17 protein-coding genes are annotated in these 22,285 nt (G+C 42.7%); 7 read left to right on the top strand and 10 right to left on the bottom strand.

Annotated features, from left to right (window positions below; translation table 11 throughout):
- From F0364_RS02905 to F0364_RS02920, 4 genes are all read left to right on the top strand, one after another.
- A partial coding sequence (locus tag F0364_RS02905; RefSeq protein WP_153796255.1) for a T9SS type A sorting domain-containing protein occupies positions 1-421 on the top strand: 421 nt, incomplete at its 5' end.
- A 415-nt stretch (positions 422-836) separates the two neighbouring features.
- Positions 837-3,047, top strand: a complete 2,211-nt coding sequence (locus tag F0364_RS02910) for an exopolysaccharide transport family protein (RefSeq protein ID WP_153796256.1) — start codon at positions 837-839, stop codon at positions 3,045-3,047.
- A gap of 305 nt (positions 3,048-3,352) precedes the next feature.
- Positions 3,353-4,810 (top strand): O-antigen ligase family protein, encoded by a 1,458-nt coding sequence (locus F0364_RS02915; protein ID WP_153796257.1) that lies wholly within the window; start codon positions 3,353-3,355, stop codon positions 4,808-4,810.
- Between the two features lie 11 nt (positions 4,811-4,821).
- On the top strand, positions 4,822-5,580 hold the full coding sequence (locus tag F0364_RS02920) for a TolC family protein (RefSeq protein ID WP_153796258.1): 759 nt from the start codon (positions 4,822-4,824) through the stop codon (positions 5,578-5,580).
- 434 nt (positions 5,581-6,014) lie between these two features.
- Here F0364_RS02920 and F0364_RS02925 read toward each other — a convergent pair whose 3' ends face one another.
- A complete protein-coding gene (locus F0364_RS02925; protein WP_153796259.1) occupies positions 6,015-7,415 on the bottom strand; it encodes a hypothetical protein in 1,401 nt (466 codons plus the stop codon).
- 276 nt (positions 7,416-7,691) lie between these two features.
- On the opposite strand from F0364_RS02925, the gene F0364_RS02930 reads away from it, so the two are divergent.
- From F0364_RS02930 to F0364_RS02940, 3 genes are read left to right on the top strand one after another with little or no spacing between them, the layout of a single operon-like run.
- On the top strand, positions 7,692-8,624 hold the full coding sequence (locus F0364_RS02930) for a decaprenyl-phosphate phosphoribosyltransferase (protein ID WP_153796260.1): 933 nt from the start codon (positions 7,692-7,694) through the stop codon (positions 8,622-8,624).
- 50 nt (positions 8,625-8,674) lie between these two features.
- Positions 8,675-9,409: an SDR family oxidoreductase gene (locus tag F0364_RS02935; RefSeq protein WP_153796261.1), complete on the top strand. Its 735-nt coding sequence runs from the start codon at positions 8,675-8,677 to the stop codon at positions 9,407-9,409.
- Positions 9,402-9,995, top strand: coding sequence for an HAD-IB family hydrolase (locus F0364_RS02940; RefSeq protein ID WP_207632489.1), 594 nt, complete (start codon positions 9,402-9,404; stop codon positions 9,993-9,995). The genes F0364_RS02935 and F0364_RS02940 overlap by 8 nt, the downstream gene beginning before the upstream one ends.
- Positions 9,996-10,257: 262 nt before the next feature.
- On the opposite strand, the gene F0364_RS02945 is transcribed toward F0364_RS02940, so the two are convergent.
- The 9 genes from F0364_RS02945 to F0364_RS02985 form a co-directional block, all read right to left on the bottom strand.
- Entirely contained in the window at positions 10,258-14,868 is a 4,611-nt protein-coding gene (locus F0364_RS02945) for a PKD domain-containing protein (RefSeq protein WP_153796263.1), read from the bottom strand.
- 941 nt (positions 14,869-15,809) lie between these two features.
- Entirely contained in the window at positions 15,810-16,208 is a 399-nt protein-coding gene (locus F0364_RS02950) for a VOC family protein (RefSeq protein ID WP_153796264.1), read from the bottom strand.
- A gap of 64 nt (positions 16,209-16,272) precedes the next feature.
- The gene (locus tag F0364_RS02955; RefSeq protein ID WP_153796265.1) at positions 16,273-16,689 is read right to left on the bottom strand and encodes a VOC family protein; all 417 of its coding nucleotides are present in this window, start codon (positions 16,687-16,689) and stop codon (positions 16,273-16,275) included.
- 455 nt (positions 16,690-17,144) lie between these two features.
- On the bottom strand, positions 17,145-17,507 hold the full coding sequence (locus tag F0364_RS02960; protein WP_153796266.1) for a VOC family protein: 363 nt from the start codon (positions 17,505-17,507) through the stop codon (positions 17,145-17,147).
- Between the two features lie 469 nt (positions 17,508-17,976).
- Complete coding sequence (locus tag F0364_RS02965; protein ID WP_153796267.1) at positions 17,977-18,576, bottom strand: hypothetical protein; 600 nt, start codon at positions 18,574-18,576, stop codon at positions 17,977-17,979.
- A 244-nt stretch (positions 18,577-18,820) separates the two neighbouring features.
- The gene (locus F0364_RS02970) at positions 18,821-19,282 is read right to left on the bottom strand and encodes a hypothetical protein (protein ID WP_153796268.1); all 462 of its coding nucleotides are present in this window, start codon (positions 19,280-19,282) and stop codon (positions 18,821-18,823) included.
- A gap of 257 nt (positions 19,283-19,539) precedes the next feature.
- Positions 19,540-20,211, bottom strand: a complete 672-nt coding sequence (locus F0364_RS02975; RefSeq protein ID WP_153796269.1) for a DUF7691 family protein — start codon at positions 20,209-20,211, stop codon at positions 19,540-19,542.
- A 241-nt stretch (positions 20,212-20,452) separates the two neighbouring features.
- Complete coding sequence (locus tag F0364_RS02980; RefSeq protein ID WP_153796270.1) at positions 20,453-21,217, bottom strand: DUF6193 family natural product biosynthesis protein; 765 nt, start codon at positions 21,215-21,217, stop codon at positions 20,453-20,455.
- A gap of 284 nt (positions 21,218-21,501) precedes the next feature.
- Complete coding sequence (locus F0364_RS02985) at positions 21,502-22,065, bottom strand: hypothetical protein (RefSeq protein WP_153796271.1); 564 nt, start codon at positions 22,063-22,065, stop codon at positions 21,502-21,504.
- Between the last annotated feature and the right edge of the window lie 220 nt (positions 22,066-22,285).

The following is a 22,285-nucleotide window of genomic DNA, read 5'->3' on the forward strand; positions in this document are numbered from 1 at the left end:
GAACAGCCTGCAGATACAGGGCAAACAGGTGGTAAGCACAGAGGAAACACCGCCGATATACGCACGGAAGATGAATGGCGGCAAAGATGCCAAAGACAAGAGCAGCAATAATACCGCGGCTACCGCTGAAGCGAAGGAAGCATTTAGCCTGCAGTCAGATAAACTTACCGCATTCCCAAGTCCGTTCACTGATGATGTAACGCTGAGAATGTTGCTGAAGGAAAACGTAAATAAACTGGATGTGGTAGTGTTTGATATGAACGGAAGGGCTATATTTAGCCGCGGATTTGGCAGCGTAGCCAAAGGCGTATGGCAACAAAAGCTTGGCCTAAGCGGTAAAGGGTTGGCTAACGGCGTGTACTACATCAAGGTACTCGGCTTACCCGGTGAAAACAACCAGATTAAAGTAATTAAACAATAAAGCATTAAAGCTGTACAGGTAAATAAAACGCCTGGCTGGTAAAATGTGCTGAGCAGCGGACAAGGCCCTTTCGCTTTGTTTGCCCCGGGCAGGCTACTAGGCAATTGGTGAATAAAGCCTCATCTGCCCTTTGGGCACCTTCTCCTGAAGGAGAAGGAAAAAGGATGAAGAATGTTCTGAACGTACCCCGCAATGCTGCGGGATGCCTGATCGGTTGTTGCGTAAAGCGGTAGGGCACAAGAGTGCGACGCAAGGGACGCTTAACCAATGTTCCTGCTGCCGGGCTCAAAAAAAACAACCGGAATTTTATTACCCTGTGTAGCTAAAGTATTTGGATCTTATACATAAACCCAGGGCGGGTTTCTACCCGCCGGGTTTATTTGAACATAAACAAAAAAGCAAAAGCAAGTCTCTTATGGAAATCTTATACCTTTTTAACGCCTTGTGGCGTAAAAAGTGGATTATACTGCTATGTACCGTAGCAGCAATAGTATCCGCTTACGTGTTTACCATGAATCTGAAGCCCGTGTACAAGTCGTCTGCACAAATAGCAACCGGCTTTACAACAAGTGAGGCAATAAAGATGAGTGAGGAGAATTTGAATTTTACGCAGATTGACATTAAGTTCAATAACGTAATAGAGAATTTTACTTCGCCCAAGGTGGTGCAGCTACTGTCTTATAACCTGATACTGCACGACCTTACCAACAAAACAAAACCGTTTACTGTTCTTACTGAGGATGATAAGAAAGCGGCTGTTTATGAAGAGATAGACCTGGCAAAAGCCGCGAAAGCTTACCAGGATAAACTGAACAAGCTGGAGCCGCTGAATCCTGACGTACCAGAGGATCTGCAGTTAATGGACTTCCTGGAGATTTACGGGTATGATGTAAAGTCTCTTACAGGCAACCTGTATGTGTACAGGCTGGCCAAAACAGACTACATTAACCTTGAGATGAAATCTCATAACCCGGACCTTTCCGCGTTTGCTGTAAATACACTTATTAGTGAGTTAAACAGGTATTATGTAGGTATAAAGGTTAGCAATACCGGCGTATCTATTGCCAGCCTTGATTCAACCGTAAGGCAGAAGAAAGCATTGCTTGACCAAAAGCTTAATGCCAAATCCAACTACCTGTCAAGTCATAATATTATTGATGTAGGCGTAGATGGAGGCAGCAAACTATCCCAGGAAAGCACGTATGAATCTCAGCTTACAGAGGAGAGGGCAAGGCAAACCAATTTAAATTTTGTGGTAACCCAACTGGATAACCTGATAAAGGAAGCAAGGTCCAAGGGGCAGAGTTCAGTATCCAGTGCTAAAGTATATTTCGCCGATAACAGCCAGTACCTGGTATTAAAGAAGCAATACAACGACCTGAATGCCCAGTATGTAGCCAAAGGATCTAATGACGCGGACCTTAAGAGGCGCATGGATGACCTGCAGGAACGTATGAAGAGGCTGGATGTAACTACGGGTGCAGGGGCAACACAGGAAGGAGCCACTGTTTCGATTGACGACCTGGTGCAAAAGAAGCTTTTTGCTGATGCCGATTTGAAAGCATCTACCCAGCGTATAGGATTGTACGAAACCAAGCTGAGACAGTTAAGGGCGTCTTTGGGAAGTATAGCCACTTCCGGTGCGGATATTCAGAAGCTGGAACAGGAGATAACACTTGCGCAAACCGAATATACCGCCGCCAATAACAAATTGAACTCAATGCTGGCGCTTGCTGAAGGTTTCAGCGCTTTTAACCAAACATTATTCGGCCAGCCAAAGTTTGAACCGGAGCCATCCAAGCGTATGGCAATTGTAGCCCTGGCCGGCATAGGTGCATTGTTCCTGAGTATTTTGGTGATAGCGTTGCTGGAATATCTTGACCAGTCAATTAAAACACCATCGCAGTTTTTACGCCAGGTTAACCTGCCGCTGCTGGGTACGATTAATTATGTTGAAAAGATTAAGGGCAATGTGTTTGAGCAGATGAACTATGTGGACCATGATGAGCGGAACAGGCATAACGTATTCAGAGAGCTGCTGCGCAAGTTGCGGTTTGAAATAGAAAACAGCGGTAAGCGGATTTTTCTGTTTACCAGTACAGAACCCGGGCAGGGTAAAACAATGTTGATACAGGCCCTGTCGTACAGCTTGAGCCTGGGCAAGAAACGTGTGCTGATTATTGATACCAATTTTTGCAACAACGATCTTACAGCTTTGCTTGCCGCCAACCCGGTGCTTGAAAAGTTCCAGATGAATGGTAAACCCTTTTCTGTAGAAGATATAAAGCCATTAATTACAAAAACAAAGATGGATGGTGTAGACAGCATCGGCTGCGGCTATGGTGACTATACACCTTCTGAAATATTGCCTAAAAACCACCTGCTTAACTATCTTGACCAGTTGCTGCCGGTGTATGATTTCATCTTTTTTGAAGGCGCCCCGCTTAACAGCTATACCGATACAAAGGAACTGCTGAAATACAGCGATGGCATGATTGCCGTCTTCAGTTCAGATGCCATTATAAAGGCAACAGACAAAGAATCTATCAAGTTCCTGCGCCAATACAGTAATAAATTTATCGGTGCGATACTTAACAAGGTACAAACCAATGACCTGGACCTCTGATTGTACCGTATTGCATCCTACCTCGCTTTTTGTTTTATGTTCAGGATCGAGGTTACACCTGGGCCGTTGCGAAAGCAAGGCTCAGGTTAGCCTCACTTTTAAAAGCCCCCTCTTTATCAGCTACTTTTATATTTTGTACATTAAAGCCGGATTATGAAAAACTATGACCACACATCTTCAGAAAATGAAGCACCGAAAAACTCACAAAAAGTTATACTGGAATTTGTTGTAACTGTTTTTGTAGCGGTAATGTTGTTGTTTTTCTTTCTTAAAATCCTATTCTTTTAACTGGTAATTGTAAAGTGTTGAAAATATTTACGGCATACGACAAAAAGAGCCTGGTAAAATCAGCAATCATTTTATTGCTGCCCCTTGCCGCTGTTTACCTGTCGTATAGAATTTCTTACCTGTATTATGATATTGAAGCCGCTTCTTTTTGGGTGATGCTTGTGGCCGGGGCGGGTATAGCTATATGGTCTTTTGTAAACCCGCGTTTTGGTTTTTACACGGCTATTATTTCAACATTCATTATGTTTTTTGTAAACCGTGTGCTGCATGTAAGGGGCTATGGTTTTGTAATAGAGATCATACTGTATATATCTTATATCGGCATAATTGTAAAGCGCAAGCTTAATCATGAAGGTGCCGGGCATTTCAAGCATATTATCTCCTATTTTATTCTTGCCAACCTTCTCTATACCATATTGGAATTTGCTAACCCCAACAGAACTTCTATGGAAGGCAACTTTGTTTACCTTAGAGAACTGCTGCGCCAGATAATTGCTTACCTTATAGCACTCAACCTGTTTCAAACATACAGGAACATGCTGTTCTTTCTTAAAGTGTGGATAGCTACCATGTTTGTTGCGGCGCTGTACGGTTGTTTTCAGCAATGGAATGGCCTGGCTGATTTTGAAGTATCCTGGATTCACCTTAGCGAAACGGCAGTTAACCTTTATTCTTTACCCAATGGAGATTTCAGGAAGTTCTCCCTGTTGTCAGATCCCATGTCTTATGGCGTAGTATCCGCGGTAACAGCCCTTTTTGTAATGACGCTTCTTGTAACATCCCGTTCCCGGGTAGAAGGGGCTAAGTATGTGGTGGTGCTGGTGTTTTTGTTGCTGGGCATGTCTTACTCCGGTACAAGAACAGCCACACTGTTGTTTACAGCAGGCCTGGTGCTTTATTTTCTTATGAATATCGCTAACAAGAAGGCGCTTGCGCTTTCCTGTTTTTTCCTGGTGGTATTTGTGGTGCTCATCTATGGGCCTTTTTACGGAAATACCACGCTTAACAGGATACGTACAGCGTTTACTTTTTCAGAAGACGCATCGGTAAATGTGCGTGACGTTAACCGTGAGCGCATACAGCCCTACATCTACAGCCACATTTTTGGCGGGGGGCTTTCCACCACCGGAGAATCAAGTTTAAGCTATAACCCTTCACATGCGCTGGCCGGTTTTCCGCCGGATAGCGGCCTGCTTAAATTCGCACTGGAGCTGGGCTGGCCCGGCCTTTTGCTGAATATGCTGTTTTATTTCTTTATTTTAAGAACCGGTATAAAATGCTATTACCGTACAGAGCACAGAATAGCAAAGCGCATTTTACTGGGGGCCATCGTGGCTATATTCGGCAACATTATTGCCCAATATTCCCAGGTGGCCATCGGGCAAATACCCGGCAGCTTTTTCTTTTATGCCTGTGTAGCCATTATTGTAAGGGTTTCTCAATTAGAAAAGCAAAACATAGAACATAAAACTTAAAACAAAGCAACATGAAAAAGTTCATCCTGAACTCCATCACCCTTCTTCTCGTATCCGCCTCCTTTGGGCAAACTACAAAAGAAATACTTAATTACAGCACACCTAAAACGGGTATTGACAGCGTTGCCGAAGCACTGGCTGACCTGGCGCTGCAAAACCCTGAAATAAAGGCGGCAGAACTAAATGCAAGGTCAACGGAGTACACTTACCGGGCCTCCAAAAACTCTGTTTGGAATAATCTTAGCGTTGCCGGTAACCTGAACGAATACACCGTTAATAATCTTTTCAGCGGTGGTACAGCAGATCCAAATAACCGAAATGTTTTTTTCCCCAGGTACAATGTGGGCATGCGTTTATCGTTAAGCGATTTAATTACCAGCCCCAAAATTGCCAAGGCCAATTACTATAAGCTGCAGTCAGAATTAGAAGGCCTTAAAGCCGCTAAAGCGGAGTTTAGAAAAACTGTTATTGCCGCGTACCACGATTATGCGCTTACGCAAAAGTTAATTGCCTTGCAAGACCAGGTGATGCAGGACCAGTCTGTTATTTATTCTAAGGTGGAAGAGAAATTCAACAAGGGAGAAATTTCTCTTGAAACCTATACCGATGCCAGCAAAGTGTACAACAACGAAGAGGTAAAACGTGCAACACTTAACCGCGACCTTAAAGTAAAAGAGGCCGGTCTCGAAGCTTTGCTGGGCATGCCGCTTAAAGATGCATTCGGGCATTTAAGGGTTATGCAGCAGCAGCAAATTCCAATTACTAAATAAGAGTTTTTAACCGGGTATACGCCGCAGGCGTATGGTGTTTTTTATGGGCCCGGCAGAAGAATTACTATGAGGCTTCCGTTGCGTCGCACTCTTGTACGTTCTGTAATTCTTTTCGCCTGCACGTAGCTATGTTTCATCATGATAAAAGTATGATTCCAGTGTATTAAAAGGTAACGATAATGTCATTAACCTAAGCTGTCAGCCTGAGCCTGTCGAAGGCGCATTGGTGAAAAAGTGACTTGCTTAACCCGGTTTCGGCAAGCTCAACCTGACATTCGTTACCTTAACATTAAGCACATTATGCTGAGGTATGTTGGTTTAGCTGCTCAATAAAGAACAAGGCGTACAAGTGAGTGACACAACGGAAGCTTCATAATAGTTCCCGGCGATGGTAACCAAACATTGCTCTTTATCCTGCGAAGCAGGTAAAGCCGTTATTGTGGTTTTGCATACACTTCAATATAGCCGTACGTAGGGCTGCGTGGGGCAAGAAAAGAATCGATCAGCTCATAGTTCTTTTTAAGGCTGTCTCTTATTTCAAACGGGTAAAAATTGTTAAGCACCGGTATGTATTCGTACAGCACCACATCGTAGTACTTTTGGGAAATGCGTTGGCAAAACATATCCTTTTGTTTGTTGAACATGCCCACGCCCAAATGGTTCCAGAGAGGGTAGTGGCTGCCACGTTCATACTGAAAGCCCATGATATACCCAAGCGGCGTAAACTCCGTCATGTTAAGGATGCGGTTATTGGCCACTTTGGACGTAATGCGTGGGTTATTGATGGTACGTTTAAGTCCTTCAGCGGCGCTGGCGGGCATGGTTAACTTTTTAAACACCGGTATATCTGTTTGCACCCATTGGGCTTGTGGTATGTTAACCCGGCTGGTATCGGTGTTAATGATGTACGTTTTCTCGTTTACAATATTTTCGCCGGTGGGGCTTACGGTAAGCTCGTTGCCCACCATAAGCTGCACTTTGCGGTCAATGTACTTCCAGAACATTTCAGACCACCAGAGCGCTACCAGTACCGCAAGTATTGTTACGTGTTTAAAGTTGTAGGCGGCAAAAATATTAAGTTCACTAAGCAGGGTGACAATGAAGGCAAAAGCGAAACTGTGGTAGAAAATGTTGTTATCCGGCGGCGTGTAACTGGTAAACTGAAAAACAGCGGCTTCTGCCAAAATGCCGAAAGTAAGCAGCGCAAATAAAACAAGCCGTTGGTTTTGCAATGCCTCCTTAAAGTTTTTGAATAGCGGCAGCAACAAAATAACCATCAGCAGCGCATAAAATTTTATCCATTGAGAGCCGCCCAGCAGCTTGGCAAGAAAGTCTGCAACAGATAGCCTGCTGGTGTGCGGTGGTTGGCCATGGTTAAACCAATAACCAAAATTGTAAGCGCTGGCCGGTACAATAAACAATGCGCCAATTGCAATATAAGAGCCTGTAAAGATTAAAATGGCTTTATATTTTTTGTTTAAAATACATTGATATAGTAGTAATGCCAGGCAAATAAGCAGGCCTAAACCGCCGCCATCCTGCTTGGTAAAAAATGACAGGAACAGAAAAAGTGCCGAAAGAATTAACCAGAAAGCAGAACTTTTGCTTTCTTTGGGTATCAGATATCTGAAAAGGAACGCCAAACCTGTTAGCTGGTACACAATTACCGTATGGTTATACCAGGGCCAGAAGTTGAAGAAAGAGAAGGAAATGATGAAAACAATAATGGCCAGCAGGCGGATAAATGGCTGAACCTGTAAACTTTTTAAAATACTCCTGAATGAAAGACCTGAAAGAATATTGATAAAAACCTGGGCCTTAACCAGTGTTATCATATACGGGCCAAATATTTTAAAAAACAATGCGGGTATAATCCAAAACCCATACCCCAGTGGCAGCCCGAAATCTTTATACGGAACCTGACCCTGACTTATGCGATAAGCGCCTTCCCAGGAAAGAAAAATGTTTACCCGGTATGGAAAAGTAATAAAAAGCGGTAGGGAAGCGGAAACAACAATCAAAACGATTTCAAGCCACGGAACAAAACGATACAACTTTGTGGATAAGGGATTCACAGGTTTTCATTTTAGTTAAAAGATTTATCATTAAACATGAAACAACCAATAGCTGCAACCAAAAAAAACAATGTTCTTGGCCTGTTTAAGGATTTTGTAAAACTATTGAGATTAAAAGAATGGATAAAAAATCTTTTCATTTTTATTCCTGTTTTTTTTGCCGGCGAAATTTTTCAATCCAATAAGTTTGTTGAACTGGCTATTGGCTTTTTGGCATTCGGCCTTGTAGCAAGCAGTATTTATATACTTAACGATTACCGGGATATTGAGTCAGACAAACTGCACCCCGTTAAATGCAAACGCCCACTGGCAGCCGGTATATTTTCTCCGGCAACCGCTATTGCGGTGCTTATAGCCTGCGCCGCTACCGGCCTTGCAATAGCCTACAGCCTGCATATGGTATTTTTCTTTATCCTGCTGGCTTACTTTATGCTTAACCTCGGGTACTGTTTTGGGCTAAAGAATATTTCAATCCTGGATATCAATTTCATCGCAATTGGTTTTGTGTTAAGAATAAAGGGCGGGGGCGTAATTGCAGGGGTGGGTATATCCCAATGGCTTACCATAATGGTGTACCTGCTGGCATTGTTCCTGGCGCTAACCAAAAGAAGAGATGACCTTTACCTGAAGCAGGCTTCCGGTGTTGATATGCGTAAATCCATAAAAGGCTACAGCCTTGAAATGATTAACATACTGCTGGCCGTTGTATCAGCCATTATGATTATGGCTTATATCATGTATGCCACATCACCCGCCACTATTGCCAAAATGGGAACGCACAGGCTGTATTACACCGCCGTATTTGTGGTGGCTGGTTTGTTCCGCTACCTGCAGATAACTTACATTAACCGCAGTTCTGAATCGCCTACAAAAATGCTGTACAAAGACTTGTTCATCCAGGGCGTTATCGTCCTTTGGATCATCAGTTTCTATATTATTCTATACCTGCCCAACATAAAAGTTTTTTAAAGTAAACATTACCAGGCCAACATAACCTTTTCAAGAAAATTAAAACACTCATGCCCGATTTATTGATACTTGGCGCCTCATCAGACATAGCCTCTGCCTGTGCACACCAATATGCCGCTAAAGGTTACCAGGTTTGGCTGGCCGGCAGAAATATGGAAGCGCTTAAAAAAGATGCAGCTAACCTTACCATACGCTATAAGCTGAAGGCTGAAGCCGTGTATTTTGACGCTGCGGATTTTGCTTCTCACAAAACATTTACAACTTCACTGGGCTTTGTGCCGGATGTTGTTATAGTCGCCTTTGGCTACCTTGGCGATCAGCAGCTTGCCGAGCATGACTGGGACGAAACAACTCGCATTATCAACAGTAATTATACCGGCGCTGTAAGCATATTGAATGAGCTCGCCAACCTGATGGAAAAAGAGAAGAAAGGCGTTATTGTTGGCATAAGTTCAGTAGCGGGCATAAGGGGCAAAAAGAACAATTATATCTACGGCAGCGCCAAGGCTGGTTTTACTACGTATCTCTCTGGCCTAAGGGGCAGGCTTGTTGCCGCAGGGGTGCATGTAGTAACGGTTTTACCCGGGTATGTAGATACCAAAATGACTGCCGGCATGAAGCTGCCCAGCCCGCTTACCGCGCAACCACAACTGGTGGCCCACGATATTTACAAAGCGGTGGCTTCTAAAAAGAATATCATTTATTCAAAAGGCTTGTGGCGTTATGTAATGCTTGTATTCACCAGTATTCCCGAATCTATCTATAAAAAACTCAACATTGGGTAAAACACTTGTACTATTCGACTTTGACGGTACCATCACCTACAAAGACACGCTGTTTGAACTGATTAAATACCACAAAGGCAGCAATAGTTTTTATATGGGTATGATGCGGCATTTTGCACAGCTTGCCCTGCACAAAACCGGCTTTATTGCCAGCCAGCCCATGAAGGAAATGGTAATGACACATTTTTGGAAGGGAACTCCCGAAAAAGAATTTACCGAAGTATGCGCTTCTTTTTCTGCCAGCGTGTTGCCGGGCCTGCTGCGGTCACAGGCCATAGAAACCATACAGCAATACCAGCAAAAAGGGCACGATATCGCTATCGTATCCGCCTCGGCAGAAGACTGGGTAATGCCCTTTTGTAACCAGCATTCATTAACCTGCCTCAGCAGCCGTCTTGAAAAAAAAGATGGCCGCCTTACCGGCAAGTTGCTTGGCCTAAACTGCAACGGCCCTGAAAAAGTAAGCAGGGTAAAAGCACACTTCAATACAGCCTCTTACAGCGTCATCATAGCCTACGGCGATACCAATGGCGATAAGCCCATGCTGCAATTTGCTACAGAAGCACATTATAAACCGTTCAGGTAAATAATAAGTCGGGGGTGCCCCCAAGCTGCGCAAGGGGTCGGGCTTTCCGCTTATACTCCGGCACATAAGCCTACACACAAAACCTTCACCGGGGTATCCGCTGCAATCCCTCACCCAAAGGTGCAGCACGCTTATTCTTTTTGCGGCAACATTGTAGAAACGCGATGCATCGCGTTCTACAAGCAAAAAAAGAGGCAAGCCTTTTAAAAGCTTGCCTCTGTGGTTTTATAACGCGGATGAATGGATAATGTAACCGGTTTTTCTAATCCTTTAGTTTAATGAATTTTCCTGTGAAGCGGCTGGTGCCAACCTGTACATCGTAGTAGTAAACGCCGGGTGTAAGGCGGGATACATCCAGCCTGCTTTGCCAGTTGGCATTGTCTTTTATGTTCTTGTTGTCCAGTATGGCCAGCCTGCCGCCTGCATCTATAATCTTAACGGCAACCTTGCCTGTAGCTTTATCGTTAAGCGTAAGCGTTAAGTAATCCCTTGCAGGTACCGGTGTTACAAATAAGCCCGGTTTATAACCCACCTCTTTGCCAACAACGGCCTGTATTTTTTCACCTTCTGCTGAGGCGATAGCCGTTGTGGTTTTGGCAGCGGCGCCTGTGTATTCGTAAGCGCCTATATCAAACTTACCATTCTGCGGCCTTGCCACACTTAATAAGTCGGATGTAATGCCGTAAGAAGTAAGGTCTTTACCGGCATCCACTGTTGGGGAGGTGGATGTGGGTAAATAGCTGGATGTACTTGCCAAAGCCGTAGTGTTAACTACCTTAAGCAGGTTGTTGGCTGCGGTATAGGTAAACCTGCATTCCAGCAGTTTGTACAGGTAGTTGTCTTTAATAACGCCATAGTTGTTGTAGAAATGGTTATCTGTGCCTACCGTACCGCTTGAGTTAAGGAAGTAGATGGCATTTTTACCGGCATTGATGATGGAGTTGTTGGCGATAAACACGGTAAGTGTTTGTGGTGTGGGTTCCGGCCTGTCATCAATGAAGATACCGTTCTGCGCTACCTTGTTCATGCCGGGGTTAAGGATAAGGTTGTTGTAAGCGTAAATCTTACCCTGGCCCATAATCTGTATGCCGGGGCCATAACCATTCATAATGGTATTGTTGTACATTTTGCCTGTAGAGCCCGGGTTAAAGATGATGCCAACTGTTTGCCCGCCTGAATTGCCAAGCCCATAATTGGTAACCTTATTCTCGTACACAAGTACATTGGTGGCATGGCCTATCTGGATGCCATCCCAGTAAGTGCTGTCTGTAATGTTGTGGTGTACTTTCAGGCCATCAATAAACTGCGGGTAAACTGTTTTCTTAACACCGTCGCAGGTAATGGTATAAGAGCCGAATGTGTAGCCGCAATAGAAAGCTTCGCCCTGCGTATCGTGTATATACATGTCGTGCAGGTCTATATTGCGCATGGTGTAATTACCCTTCCAGGAAAGCGGGTCGCAGGTAGGCTCTGTTTTAATCATGATGCCTACAGAAGCTCTTTGTATTTCCATACGTTCTACTTCAAAATTGGTACACTGCATAGATACTTTCATACCAATGGTGCTGTAAGAGCCTGCTGTTGGCGTGGTTATTTTAAAACCATATTTAGCAGAAGTGCCGGAGCCGGTGAACTTGAAGTAACTGCTGGTATACACGGCAATGGCCGTTGCAGTAACTCCGTTTACAATAACCTGGCCGCCACAATTCTTAAAGATAATGGGCTTGTCCGCCGTTCCGTTAAAGTCAGTAAACTGCAGGCTTCTGTAAGTGCCCGCTTTAATACAAACCACGTCTCCTGGTTTTACTCCCAGGTCTTTACCCTTGGCATATACCGACCCATTGGATGGTGGTGTAATGGTAATGTTACAGCCGCAGTCTGTAGATGGCGGCGGCGGTGGTGCTGCCGCCGGGTTAACAACAACGCTTACATTGGCAGAGGCTGTTGCTCCATCATCGTCAGTAACAATAAGCTTCATTACGTAAGTGCCGGCAGTTGTAAGGCCGCTCAGTGTAACTTTTGAAGCTGTTGTACTGCTGAAACTGTAAGTTGTGGGCCCGCTTACGTAAGACCACGCATATTTTGAGATGGTTCCGTCGCTGTCTGTGGAGCCGGTGCCATCGAGTGTAACCGAGTTAGCGGGCAATGTTATAGCCGCAACGGATTTAATTGTTGCTACCGGTGCTTTATTAGAAGTCGCGGACGCAACAACGATAGTGGCTGTAGAAGTTCCCGTAGCGCCCTGGTCGTCTGTTACGGTAAGTTTGTAAGAGTAAGTGCCTTCTACCATGCCAGTAAGGGAAAGCTTTGAAGTGCCAGAGCCGGAAACTGTAACTGTAGCCGGACCAGAAACTTTTGACCAGGTGTATTTTTGAATAGTGCCATCCGCATCAGTTGAGGTTGTGCCGTCCAGTACAGTAGCGTTGCTGGGAAGAACCAGGCTGGTTGTGCCTTGTATGTTGGCTATAGGTGCAGCGTTAACCGGTGTGGCGCCAGCTTTTTGAACAGTAACGCTTACGGTTGCTGTGCTTTTCAAACCTTTGGTATCGGTAACCGTTAGCTGGAATGTTCTTGTGCCTTCGTACATTTTTGATACAGTCAGTACAGATTTAGCGGTACCATTTAGCACGTAACCGCCGGGGCCCGAAACAAACTTCCAGGAATAAGATTGAATAGGTGCAGCGCCGGCTGTTGAAGACGTACCCGAAAGCGTAACAGAATTATCAGGGAGCGTTAATGTTTTTGCGCCTGTAATTATTGCCACCGGCTCGCCTGTACTTACAGCCGCTGTTGCCATTGGGGCTTCTGCAAGGGTAAGTGTTTCTGACGATGGGTTTACCACCAGTGCCGCGGTGTTTTTGGCCGATTTTTTCTTAACGCTTACGCTAACCGTTGCACTGTTTTTTCTTCCCTTTGTATCAGTTACAGTCAACTTGAAAACCCTTGTTCCTTCCCACATTTTGGCAACTGTAACTTTAGGGTTGGCGGTGCCATAAAAAGCGTAGCCACCAGGGCCGGAAACATATTCCCAGAAATAAGACTGGATAGGTGCGCTTCCTTCTTTAGAAGAGCTTCCATCCAACTCGATACTATTTTGCGGAAGTATTACGTCGTGTGCACCTTTTATTACCGCTACAGGAGCGTTGCTGTCACCAGGTTTAGCTGCTGCTTTAACGGTTATGTTTTGGGTGGCAGTGCCTTCGGCGCCTTTGTTGTCTGTTACGGTAAGCTGTATTTTGTATGTGCCTGCTACAAGATTGCGCAGCGTAACCCTGTTGCCATTGGTAAGGGTAAATTTGTATTTGGCTGGGCCCGAAGCTACCTTCCAGCTATAACGCTTCACAGAACCGTCTTTGTCTTTGGAGTCTGTAGCGTCCAGCTTAACTTCATTATCCGGTAAAGTAAGGTTATTGGCAGAAGACACAATCACAGCCACCGGCGTTTCATTCATTTCTTCTTTCACACCAATGGTGGCAGTAGTTACGCCGGTTGCGCCTTTGTTATCTTTTACGGTAAGCTGTACTTTGTAAGTACCTGCTATCAGTTTGCTTAATACCACTTTAGCGCCGGTTAATGCGCTGAACTTAAAAATGGATGGCCCGCTCAGATACTTCCATGTATAGCTTTTAATAGCGCCATCGCTGTCTTTCGATCCGCTACCGTCGAGTGTTACAGAGTTTAGCGGAAGCAGTATATTTTCCTTGGTGTTTATAACAGCTACAGGTGCTTCATTCGCTTTCTCTTTTCTTACCAGTATGCTTTCTGTAGCCGTGCCTGTTGCGCCTTTGTTGTCTGTAACGGTAAGCTCAACCTTATAAGTGCCGGCAACAAGTTTGGTAAGTTTTACCTTAGATTTATTGGTGGCGCTTAATTTGTAACCGGCCGGGCCGCTCAGCAGCTTCCAGGCGTAGGTTTTTATAGAACCATCACTGTCTTTTGATGATGTGCCATCCAATGTAACTGAGTTTACCGGCAGGATTATTTCTGTTGTGGTTTCTATCGCCGCAACAGGCGTGCTGTTGGTTTCTTCCGGAGCATTACCTCTGCTATACTGCAACAGCCATTCGTAAACATTAAGCCCGTTAGGCCTCCACTCAGGGTTATAAGTCTGTGTCCATGCGTCGTGACCGTATTTGTCAAAAATTGTTAAGGTAGATTTTACTGATAAGGATGGCTTATACGCATTCAGTTTTTTGTTCCATGGAATGCTGGTGGTGTTAATATTAACCTTGTTGTCTCCTTTGTTGTGGGTAATCCAAACAGGAAGGTTAGACTTTGCAACATTGGCAACATAATTATCTCCCGCAGGCAGGTTACCACAAACAACAACCATTGCGGCGAGCTTTTTACCGCTCTTGGGTGTTTGGGAACAATAAAACCAGGATGTACCTCCACCCTGGCTAAGGCCGGTAAGGTATATCCTGTTGTTGTCTGTTCTGTATTTAGCCTGTATGTATTTTATTAATTTATCTATTTCCGGCACGCTGCGGGTACTGTTGGTAAACTGCGGGGAAATAACGATGAATGAAGATGTTTTTCCATTTACTTTGAAAGACTTTGGAAATTTACCTTTATTGATGAGGGCAGGAGGACCGTTTTTAAGAACTTTTTGCAGATCCTTCGTGGAGCCTGAGCCCATTTCACCTATGCCATGAAAGAAAATGAGCACAGGATAATTTTTTTTGCTGCTATTGTAATCGGCGGGCAGGTATTCCCAATACCCTTTTATATGAGAAGAAATTTTTGCCGTTACGGGGGTATGCGTTTGGCCTTTGGAGTTTAGCATGGCGCATACAATAACCAGTGAAAACATAAAACGCTTAAGTATAGGCAAAGCAGTAGCCTTAACCAAAATGTGATTTTGATTTTTCATTTGAAGGTGGGCTGATTTTAACGGTTAGTAATGCGGTTGCCTGAGCCGGAAGCTTGTAAAAAGCAGTGCTGATAGCGTTGATGTCGAAACAAGTTCGTGATGCTGAACCTCTTATAAAAAGAGATTAAGCTTAACTGTGTGGAAATTTTTGCCATACTTCGGGGGTTTTCGAAATAGTTAGAAAAAAATATGCCAAAGGAGGGTATTTTCCATTAAAATTTTGGTGTTTCGTTTAAATATTTTAAAAAAGTTTAAAATGAGCTTAACAACAGAAAATACACCTTAAAATAAGGTTTTGACATTATAATTGGTATATATTTTATTAATGTGCTTTGTTGTTATGCTTTCGGCATATCTTTTTTGAGAGAGGCTGTCTCAAAAGTATTGAGCAGCCTCTTTTATTCGTATCCCTGTTAGAGTCAATTTTTCGTTTAGGCGATTCTCAAAGCCTTCATTTCACTTTTGGGACAGCCTCATCTTTTTTGAGAGGCCAGCAGACTATAGGAGGCTTTGTTGAGCAATGTTGCGGGGCAAAGCAGTGCGAAGTTTCGGGAGAACACTTGTGCCGCTGGATTCTTTGTGCAGCTTTTCCCGCAATATATTTTGCCTTGTGGCCGGATGGCGGAGTAAATGGACTTGCAGTTCCGCGGAATTCTTGTGTCGCTTGCAGCGGTTTACTTAATAGCGAGCCTGAAAAACTGTGGCGTGTTGCAACTTCGGGTGAGGGATTGAAGCGGTTAACCCGGTGAGGCCATCGCAGCAGGGCATTGTGCCGGAGTAATAGCACAACCGAGGAAAAGCAACTAAATGTTGCTTTAACGAAGGTTGCGAACGCAGTTCCACCCGGCCCGAGGTACGAGGGACACCCCCAAAAAAATTTGTCGCAGCAGCGCCTAATTACTATGTTGTTTAAGCCAGGTTTTGTAAGTTACTTTGATACCCTATTGTATCTTCATTTCAATCAACCATACGTGCCCAAACGGGTCTTTTATTTCACCTTGCCGGTAACCGTAGTCATAACTCTGTGCAGGAGACAGCACAACTGCCCCGGCATTAACTGCTTTAGCCATAACATCATCTACATTGTTCACAAACAGCCCGATAATTACCGTGGTGCCATTAATTCCTTGCGGGTTAAACTTACCTGCTATTAGTTTTTCTTCATGAATATGAAATATCGCCCCATTAATGGATAATTCAGCCACATGTATGCTGCCATCATCATTTGTCCAGCGCCTCAGCTCAATTGCGCCAAAAGCATTTTCATAAAAACTGATATCGGTAATGCCTGGTTTTATAAAAAGTTGTGGCGCAAAAAATGCCTTATCTGGTGTGTACATAATTTATGAGGATTAAAATGTGGGTTAATATGTTCTACTGCTGGCAGTGCAGCCCGGGGCAGCCTTAAACATCCGAAACATGGTGCCCGAAGAACAATAGGTACCCATCCGCGTCTTTTACTTCAAACCCCCTCAAACCGTCATCTTTGTTATAGCCCTCTTTAAGCGGAAGAAAAAAGGATACATGGCGGGAAGTAAATTCCGCAGCCAACGCATCCGGGTCCGGTACATGTAGGTAAGCATCCCAGCGGGCAATGCCTTTGTTCACATCCTGTGTGTGGTTGGGAACAGGATCAACACCTATAGCTTTCAGAAAAATCATGGCAGCGCCACGTTTAACAATGCCAAAGAAAATATCGTCTTCGCTGGGGCCTTGAAACACAATGTCAAACCCCAGAAGATCGCGGTAAAACGACAGCGCTGCGGGAACGTCCTTAACAATAAAGAATGGCGCGATGCCTGTAATATCAGCTTTGGTCATGTGCGTTTCGCGTTTTTAGAATTAAGTAAAGTGTTGATACGGCGCTGTGCATAGAAAGAATGTTCTTCAGCAATCATTTAATTTCAATTTGCCATGTTATGCCATCGGGAATGCAAAATGTAAACCATACGTAAAAAATAAATATCTTTTGCCCGGCAGCCAAAGGTTAGCAAAATTTACTTTCTTCGTCTTTACACGTTAGTGAGTAAGTACTAAGTTCCTGAATCTTTTGGGTTTTCTGCCTTTTCGTCTGTTACATCGTCATTTTTTTAGGGAAGTATTATGAGCCCGGCAGAAGAATTACTATGAGGCTTTACTTGCGTCGCACTCTTGTACTTTTGGGTTCGCTATGCAGCTTTTACCGAAGCGTATAAAATTGCTGTAAAGGCACAAGCAACAATGCTCAAAGCCATAGAGGTACACTTTGCCTGGAAAGAATAAAAATGAAAATAATTTTACCACTGTTGAATGATAATACACACCTGTTCATCCCTTAATGCGAATTCTTTAGCACCCCATGGGCGAAGTGTAACTTCTTTAAGGTTTGGATGAAGAAACTCCGGGTGAGAGGCAGAAACCTTTTCATAAACTTTTTCAATGTTTTTAGTAACAAACCTAAACTCAGGATTATGTTCCTTAGCAAGCTTGGCATGTTCAAAAAGATAAATACTTAACCCATCTTTGTTCAGTACGCAAAAAGGTTGGCTGGAGTTTATTTCACTGTGCCCAATAGTAAACCCTAAACAGTCCACAAACATTTTCAAGCCATTGGAAATATCCACATAATAAACATTCGGAATCAGTTGTTCAAATTTCATTGTTGTATGTTTTTCTTTATCAGCAAATGTTTTAATTCATTGCCGCTAAGCTTTTAGTATTAGAGAGGACAAGGGTTTCTCGATTATCCATCCTCCAATAAATGCTCCTTTAAAAATCTGTTGCTGAAGTTAAGGACTAACGCTGAAAAAAGGCCGCCTTGCCTCATCTGCTGCCGGTAGCTATTAAGACGGCAGAGTATTTATTTATTCGCGGGGCAGCGGGAACTTCTAGTTGGCTTCCGTTGTGTCACTCACTTGTACGGCTGGATTCGCTATAGGGCTTTTCCCGCAGGGTGGGGGGGGTATTTATTGTGCATTTGTTTTCTCCCTGCTGCAAAGGTTTTTATTATAGCTATTGGGAAAGTGAAATGTAGACTGATGGTCTTACTTCGGTTTACATCCTCGTATATTCCACAGTAGTTGATGTTCAATCAAATTATTGGCTGTTCAACCAGCCCATATCGTGCCGTTAAATTAAAAAGAGAAGACTGATTATAGTCACAATAAAGCCAAGGCACCAAAGTAGTATTCTTCTCTTATTCCAGTAATTCTTATCCTTATTCTGTTTGTACAAGAAAACTCCAAAAAATAAAATAAATGCGGGTGGAATGATAGCGCCCTTCATTGCGTCTCGTCTGGTAAGCATGTTGAATTTGGTAAAGTCTATATACCGCATGTCGCCAATCTGTAGTTGATAAACTCTGATGGAAATTGGAGAGATGCTTTTCTTGTACTCTTCAAAATCTTCCGCATCTGAATAAACTGTGAACTTTAAGCCATGGTACATTAGAGTGTCTTCTAATTTTTTTCTGTCGGTAATAGCCTGAAACAGGTTCCTGTCAATTACGAATGAATACCGGTTTACAGATTCAAATACAAGCTTCGGTCTTGAAGAGGTATATCTTACATTACCGGAATTGCCTGATTGCTCAAAGGCTCTGCCCAACAAATGAAAAGTGTCAATTTTATAAAGCTTGGTTTCTTCAACGTAATATGTTCCGGCGATCAATTGGTAAAAATTAATGACATAATAAACCACGAGCACTGACACTATAAGCCAAACTATCATTACCGAAATCCTTTTATTCATGGGGTTTGATAGTATATAGCGGCTGAGGCTGGGCGATGTGGCGGTGTTTGAAAATCGTCAGCCGGTAACCGCAGTTAAATTTATAATTAAAAGTTCATTGTTGTTGATGTTGCCCAATTTATAGAGTCCAGCCGATTACCAAAGCTGAGTAGCTAAACAAAAGTTGATGCTGCGTTCCGTCAGCCAGTTTTTTGCCAAACCGCTTTGTTGGCTGCTGTAAAAGTCAGTGCGCATTTTTATTCTGCGTCCATTTATTAAGTGCATCTTCAAAAAAGTCTTTGATTTCTTTTCTACTTCCGTCAACGCAAACTTTAAATTTAGAACCATTATTTTTTGTCACAAGCATGTACGGACAATATGTAAAATCAGCATTATAAACTGTGTCAATTGATTTTATGTCGTTGTAGTATGCAAAATCTAATTTGTCTTTTGATCTGTCCCGTTCATCAATCCAGTATTTAGCAAGTCTCTTATCGGTAAAAAAATTGCCTGCAACCTTATTTTTATATTCCGAATAGAATCTGATGATTTTTTCATCTGTGTCAAGCAATTTGAGCGACTGAATATATTGTTTGTCTGTTTTGTTTAAAGTTTTGTCTGTCTCGATTTTATTGTCACTACAACCAAATAAAAACAGTAATGAAATAAGGAAAAATGATTTGTAATTTATTTTGAAATGTGTCATTGAAAATTTTCGACGTGTCTTTTTAAGTTTTTAGGATGTCAAAATTTGTAGCAGCAGACTGCAGGGCTTTATGCAGGTTGGGAATTGTTATTCTTCCGCCCACAACCGCTGTCGATTGAAAAACTGTTGATGAAATTAAGAACTAAAGCTCAAAGTGGTTTGTCCTGCCCGAACCAAAGCCCGGATTTGCAATTTGTTGATGTTTGCCGGTCACGCCCAACTTGCATAAAACCTGATGTTAGCTTTTGCTCATTTGGTCAATGAGCAAAAGTTATCATTTCAACATTGTTGTCTGCACATGCCCTAAAACTGTCACGTATGTTTTTTAACATATCTTGAACTTCATCGAAATTTTCATTATTATCATCAGCCTTTTCTTCATCAATTTCAACACTGGACATTATCTCGTTTACGTGTGCTATATCACTTTTTGAAAAACAATACATTGCGGGAAAGTCAACTGGCTTAGGAATATCGAATACGTCGTGCTGTTCAAACATTTCCCCAATATCAACTTTCAGTCCGTTTGATTTTATTACTTTATGAGCTTCTTCAAACCAATCTCCGCAATAGAAGCCGTCACAATATGGAAGTAAATGAGTTCCTAAATAACCTGAGATAGCTATGAGTGCATATCCATACGCATGACCCATATTTTCTTTTAAACCTGAGCCTTGTGTCGACTTTACTAGCCCTAAGAACCCGCTTTTTGTTGTTCTGTTCTCTGGCTTTATATATTTAAAGATAATGTCGTGTAAAATTTCTTCTAAGTCATAATGATATTTAGGGTCACCATCACTACTTTGGCCTGCATAGTTGTCATAAAGTTCTGTGCCTTTCACGTTCTCAAAAAGCGTTTGATCTTTGGAGCCGAACACATTTTTTACTTTTTGATAATCTACTGCAAATGGGATTGCTATGTAACTCATAAGTTTTGATTAGTTGAGGCAGTTGTCTTGAGTAACAGCTAACGGCCACAGCTTTGCGTTCGGCAGGGCATTTGGAAAACGTCCAGCCTGGAACTGCAGCCGATTAAAGTTACAAAAGTTGAAAATATATTCTGTTGCTCATCTGTGTTCGGTCAGCCGGATATGTAGCTGATAGTAGCACTGACGACGAGGATATGTTTGTCGCCCCCTGCTGACGCAAAACTGCCTGTTGGCGGTAGGTCTAATCGTCAGCCGTTCCTTTTCTTGCAGGTTTAATGTCGTTTGGTAAGTTGTCACGAACAATTTTGAGTGATTCAATTGCATTCCCTTCACCAACATATTGTGTTTTATTTTTCGTTATCACATATAATTTACTATTTGATGCAGAAGCGACGTGTCTAACCTTAGCATATTCAGATGTGTTCTTTGGTAACGCAAAATGTATGTACTCAATTGGCGTCACATTAGGTAAGTCAGTGGTGTCAAAAGGAAAGCCAGTGCATTTACTAAAGCATAAAGTATATAGACTGGTAAAAGGAAAGAGTTTATTCAAAAATTCATCTTTACTGGCAAGGTCTATAAATTCCTTAAGCCCTAAACTGTCATCTTCCGATACCAAACACTTCCACATATATTCAACTTCTTTGTTTTCATCAAAAGCTTTTGCCTTGTCGTTAGGATGCACAAAATTGAATTGCTTAGATAATTCTTGTGTTGATACGTTTTGAGTCAGCCAGTACAGAACCGCTTGTGCAAGATCTGATATGCTGGCTATACTTCCGTGCGCAAGACAAACCCCGTCTCGCCAAAAGTCTGGTAAGTAAAGTTTTTCTTCAGCAGCTAAATAGATTTGAGAAAATTTATTGCCGTTCTCTACCCTGCCATAAGTCACAGGTATTTTGTCGTAGTTCTCGTCAACTACAACTTTTAAGGTAGAATGTAATTTTTCAAATTCAAGATTAATAGCATTTGCAAGTCCGCCCATCTTTTCAAGTTCTGGATACATTGTTTGTCGGAACAATTTTGACTTCAATTTATTTATGAGGCTATTCAATTCTTGTCAATTAGGTTGTGTCTGTAAACTTACCGCCAACGTTCGAGGCTTGCCGCAGGGCTGGTATTTTATAACTGTTTGCTCGGCAACTGAAGCCGATTGAAAAACTGTTGCTGAAGTTAACAACTAAAAGCCAAATAGAATTCGGTCAAGCCCGATATTAGCTGATAGTAGTACAACCGATGATTGTTATTCCGTCTGCCAGCCTTGCGGCAAACCTTTTGTTGGTAGCTGTGTTATTTCTTCTTGTGAAATTTCAATGTCTTTAATGCTTCAAGAAATAGTTTCTCGTTAGTTGGTTTTAAATTGTCGCCATACAAATTAAATCTGTCAACATCCGAACCACTTTGCCATAAACTGTCAATATAAATTCCTGTTGTCCCAATGCCTGATTTTCTTGGAAAGACAATTTTAGCATTGCGTCCATCAATTGTGTCCCACGAAACGTTGTTCTTTTTGTATTTGTCTGGGTCAACTCTCATTCTGTTCTTTACAAAAATAATTTCGCTTTTGTCGACCATTGAAGTGTCAATTGAGCTAATCATACTACTGTCCAAAATTGTCGGCTCATACTCATTAAGTTTGTTTGAATACCAACCTAAATCAAAGTGTAATGTGTCGATATTGTCAATTGCAATTCGTCCGACATAGCTGTCAACACCTTGTGCTTTAATTTTTGTCCAACCGTTTGGTGTCACAATAGAGAATGAGCCAAAGTCCAAAATTTGTTTGTCCGACTTGGAGTTTTTGTCAGCACAGCCAATGAATAAAAGCAATAAAAGTCCTGAAATTATTTTCATAAACGAGATGTCTCTAAACATTGCTACCAACGTTCGGGCTTGGCGACGTGGCGATATTCCGTGTTACGTCAGCCCGGACTGGTGCTGATCAAAGATATGAAGATGAAAATATATTCTAAAGCTGGGATTTATTCGTCAGATCGATATGTCGCCGAGCAATGTTATATCGATCAGGATATATTCGTAAAGCCGCCATGATGCCAAACCCCTTGTTAGCCGC

The organism is Foetidibacter luteolus, assembly GCF_009650435.1.
Taxonomy (GTDB): Bacteria; Bacteroidota; Bacteroidia; order Chitinophagales; family Chitinophagaceae; genus Foetidibacter; species Foetidibacter luteolus.

Coding starts and splice junctions, on each gene's coding strand:
- F0364_RS02920 (WP_153796258.1), top strand. CDS start 4,822: ATGAAAAAGTTCATCCTGAACTCCATCACCCTTCTTCTCGTATCCGCC.
- F0364_RS02960 (WP_153796266.1), bottom strand. CDS start 17,507: ATGAAATTTGAACAACTGATTCCGAATGTTTATTATGTGGATATTTCC.
- F0364_RS02910 (WP_153796256.1), top strand. CDS start 837: ATGGAAATCTTATACCTTTTTAACGCCTTGTGGCGTAAAAAGTGGATT.
- F0364_RS02965 (WP_153796267.1), bottom strand. CDS start 18,576: ATGATAGTTTGGCTTATAGTGTCAGTGCTCGTGGTTTATTATGTCATT.
- F0364_RS02970 (WP_153796268.1), bottom strand. CDS start 19,282: ATGACACATTTCAAAATAAATTACAAATCATTTTTCCTTATTTCATTA.
- F0364_RS02930 (WP_153796260.1), top strand. CDS start 7,692: ATGAAACAACCAATAGCTGCAACCAAAAAAAACAATGTTCTTGGCCTG.
- F0364_RS02945 (WP_153796263.1), bottom strand. CDS start 14,868: ATGAAAAATCAAAATCACATTTTGGTTAAGGCTACTGCTTTGCCTATA.
- F0364_RS02950 (WP_153796264.1), bottom strand. CDS start 16,208: ATGTACACACCAGATAAGGCATTTTTTGCGCCACAACTTTTTATAAAA.
- F0364_RS02975 (WP_153796269.1), bottom strand. CDS start 20,211: ATGAGTTACATAGCAATCCCATTTGCAGTAGATTATCAAAAAGTAAAA.
- F0364_RS02985 (WP_153796271.1), bottom strand. CDS start 22,065: ATGAAAATAATTTCAGGACTTTTATTGCTTTTATTCATTGGCTGTGCT.
- F0364_RS02980 (WP_153796270.1), bottom strand. CDS start 21,217: ATGTATCCAGAACTTGAAAAGATGGGCGGACTTGCAAATGCTATTAAT.
- F0364_RS02925 (WP_153796259.1), bottom strand. CDS start 7,415: ATGATAACACTGGTTAAGGCCCAGGTTTTTATCAATATTCTTTCAGGT.
- F0364_RS02935 (WP_153796261.1), top strand. CDS start 8,675: ATGCCCGATTTATTGATACTTGGCGCCTCATCAGACATAGCCTCTGCC.
- F0364_RS02955 (WP_153796265.1), bottom strand. CDS start 16,689: ATGACCAAAGCTGATATTACAGGCATCGCGCCATTCTTTATTGTTAAG.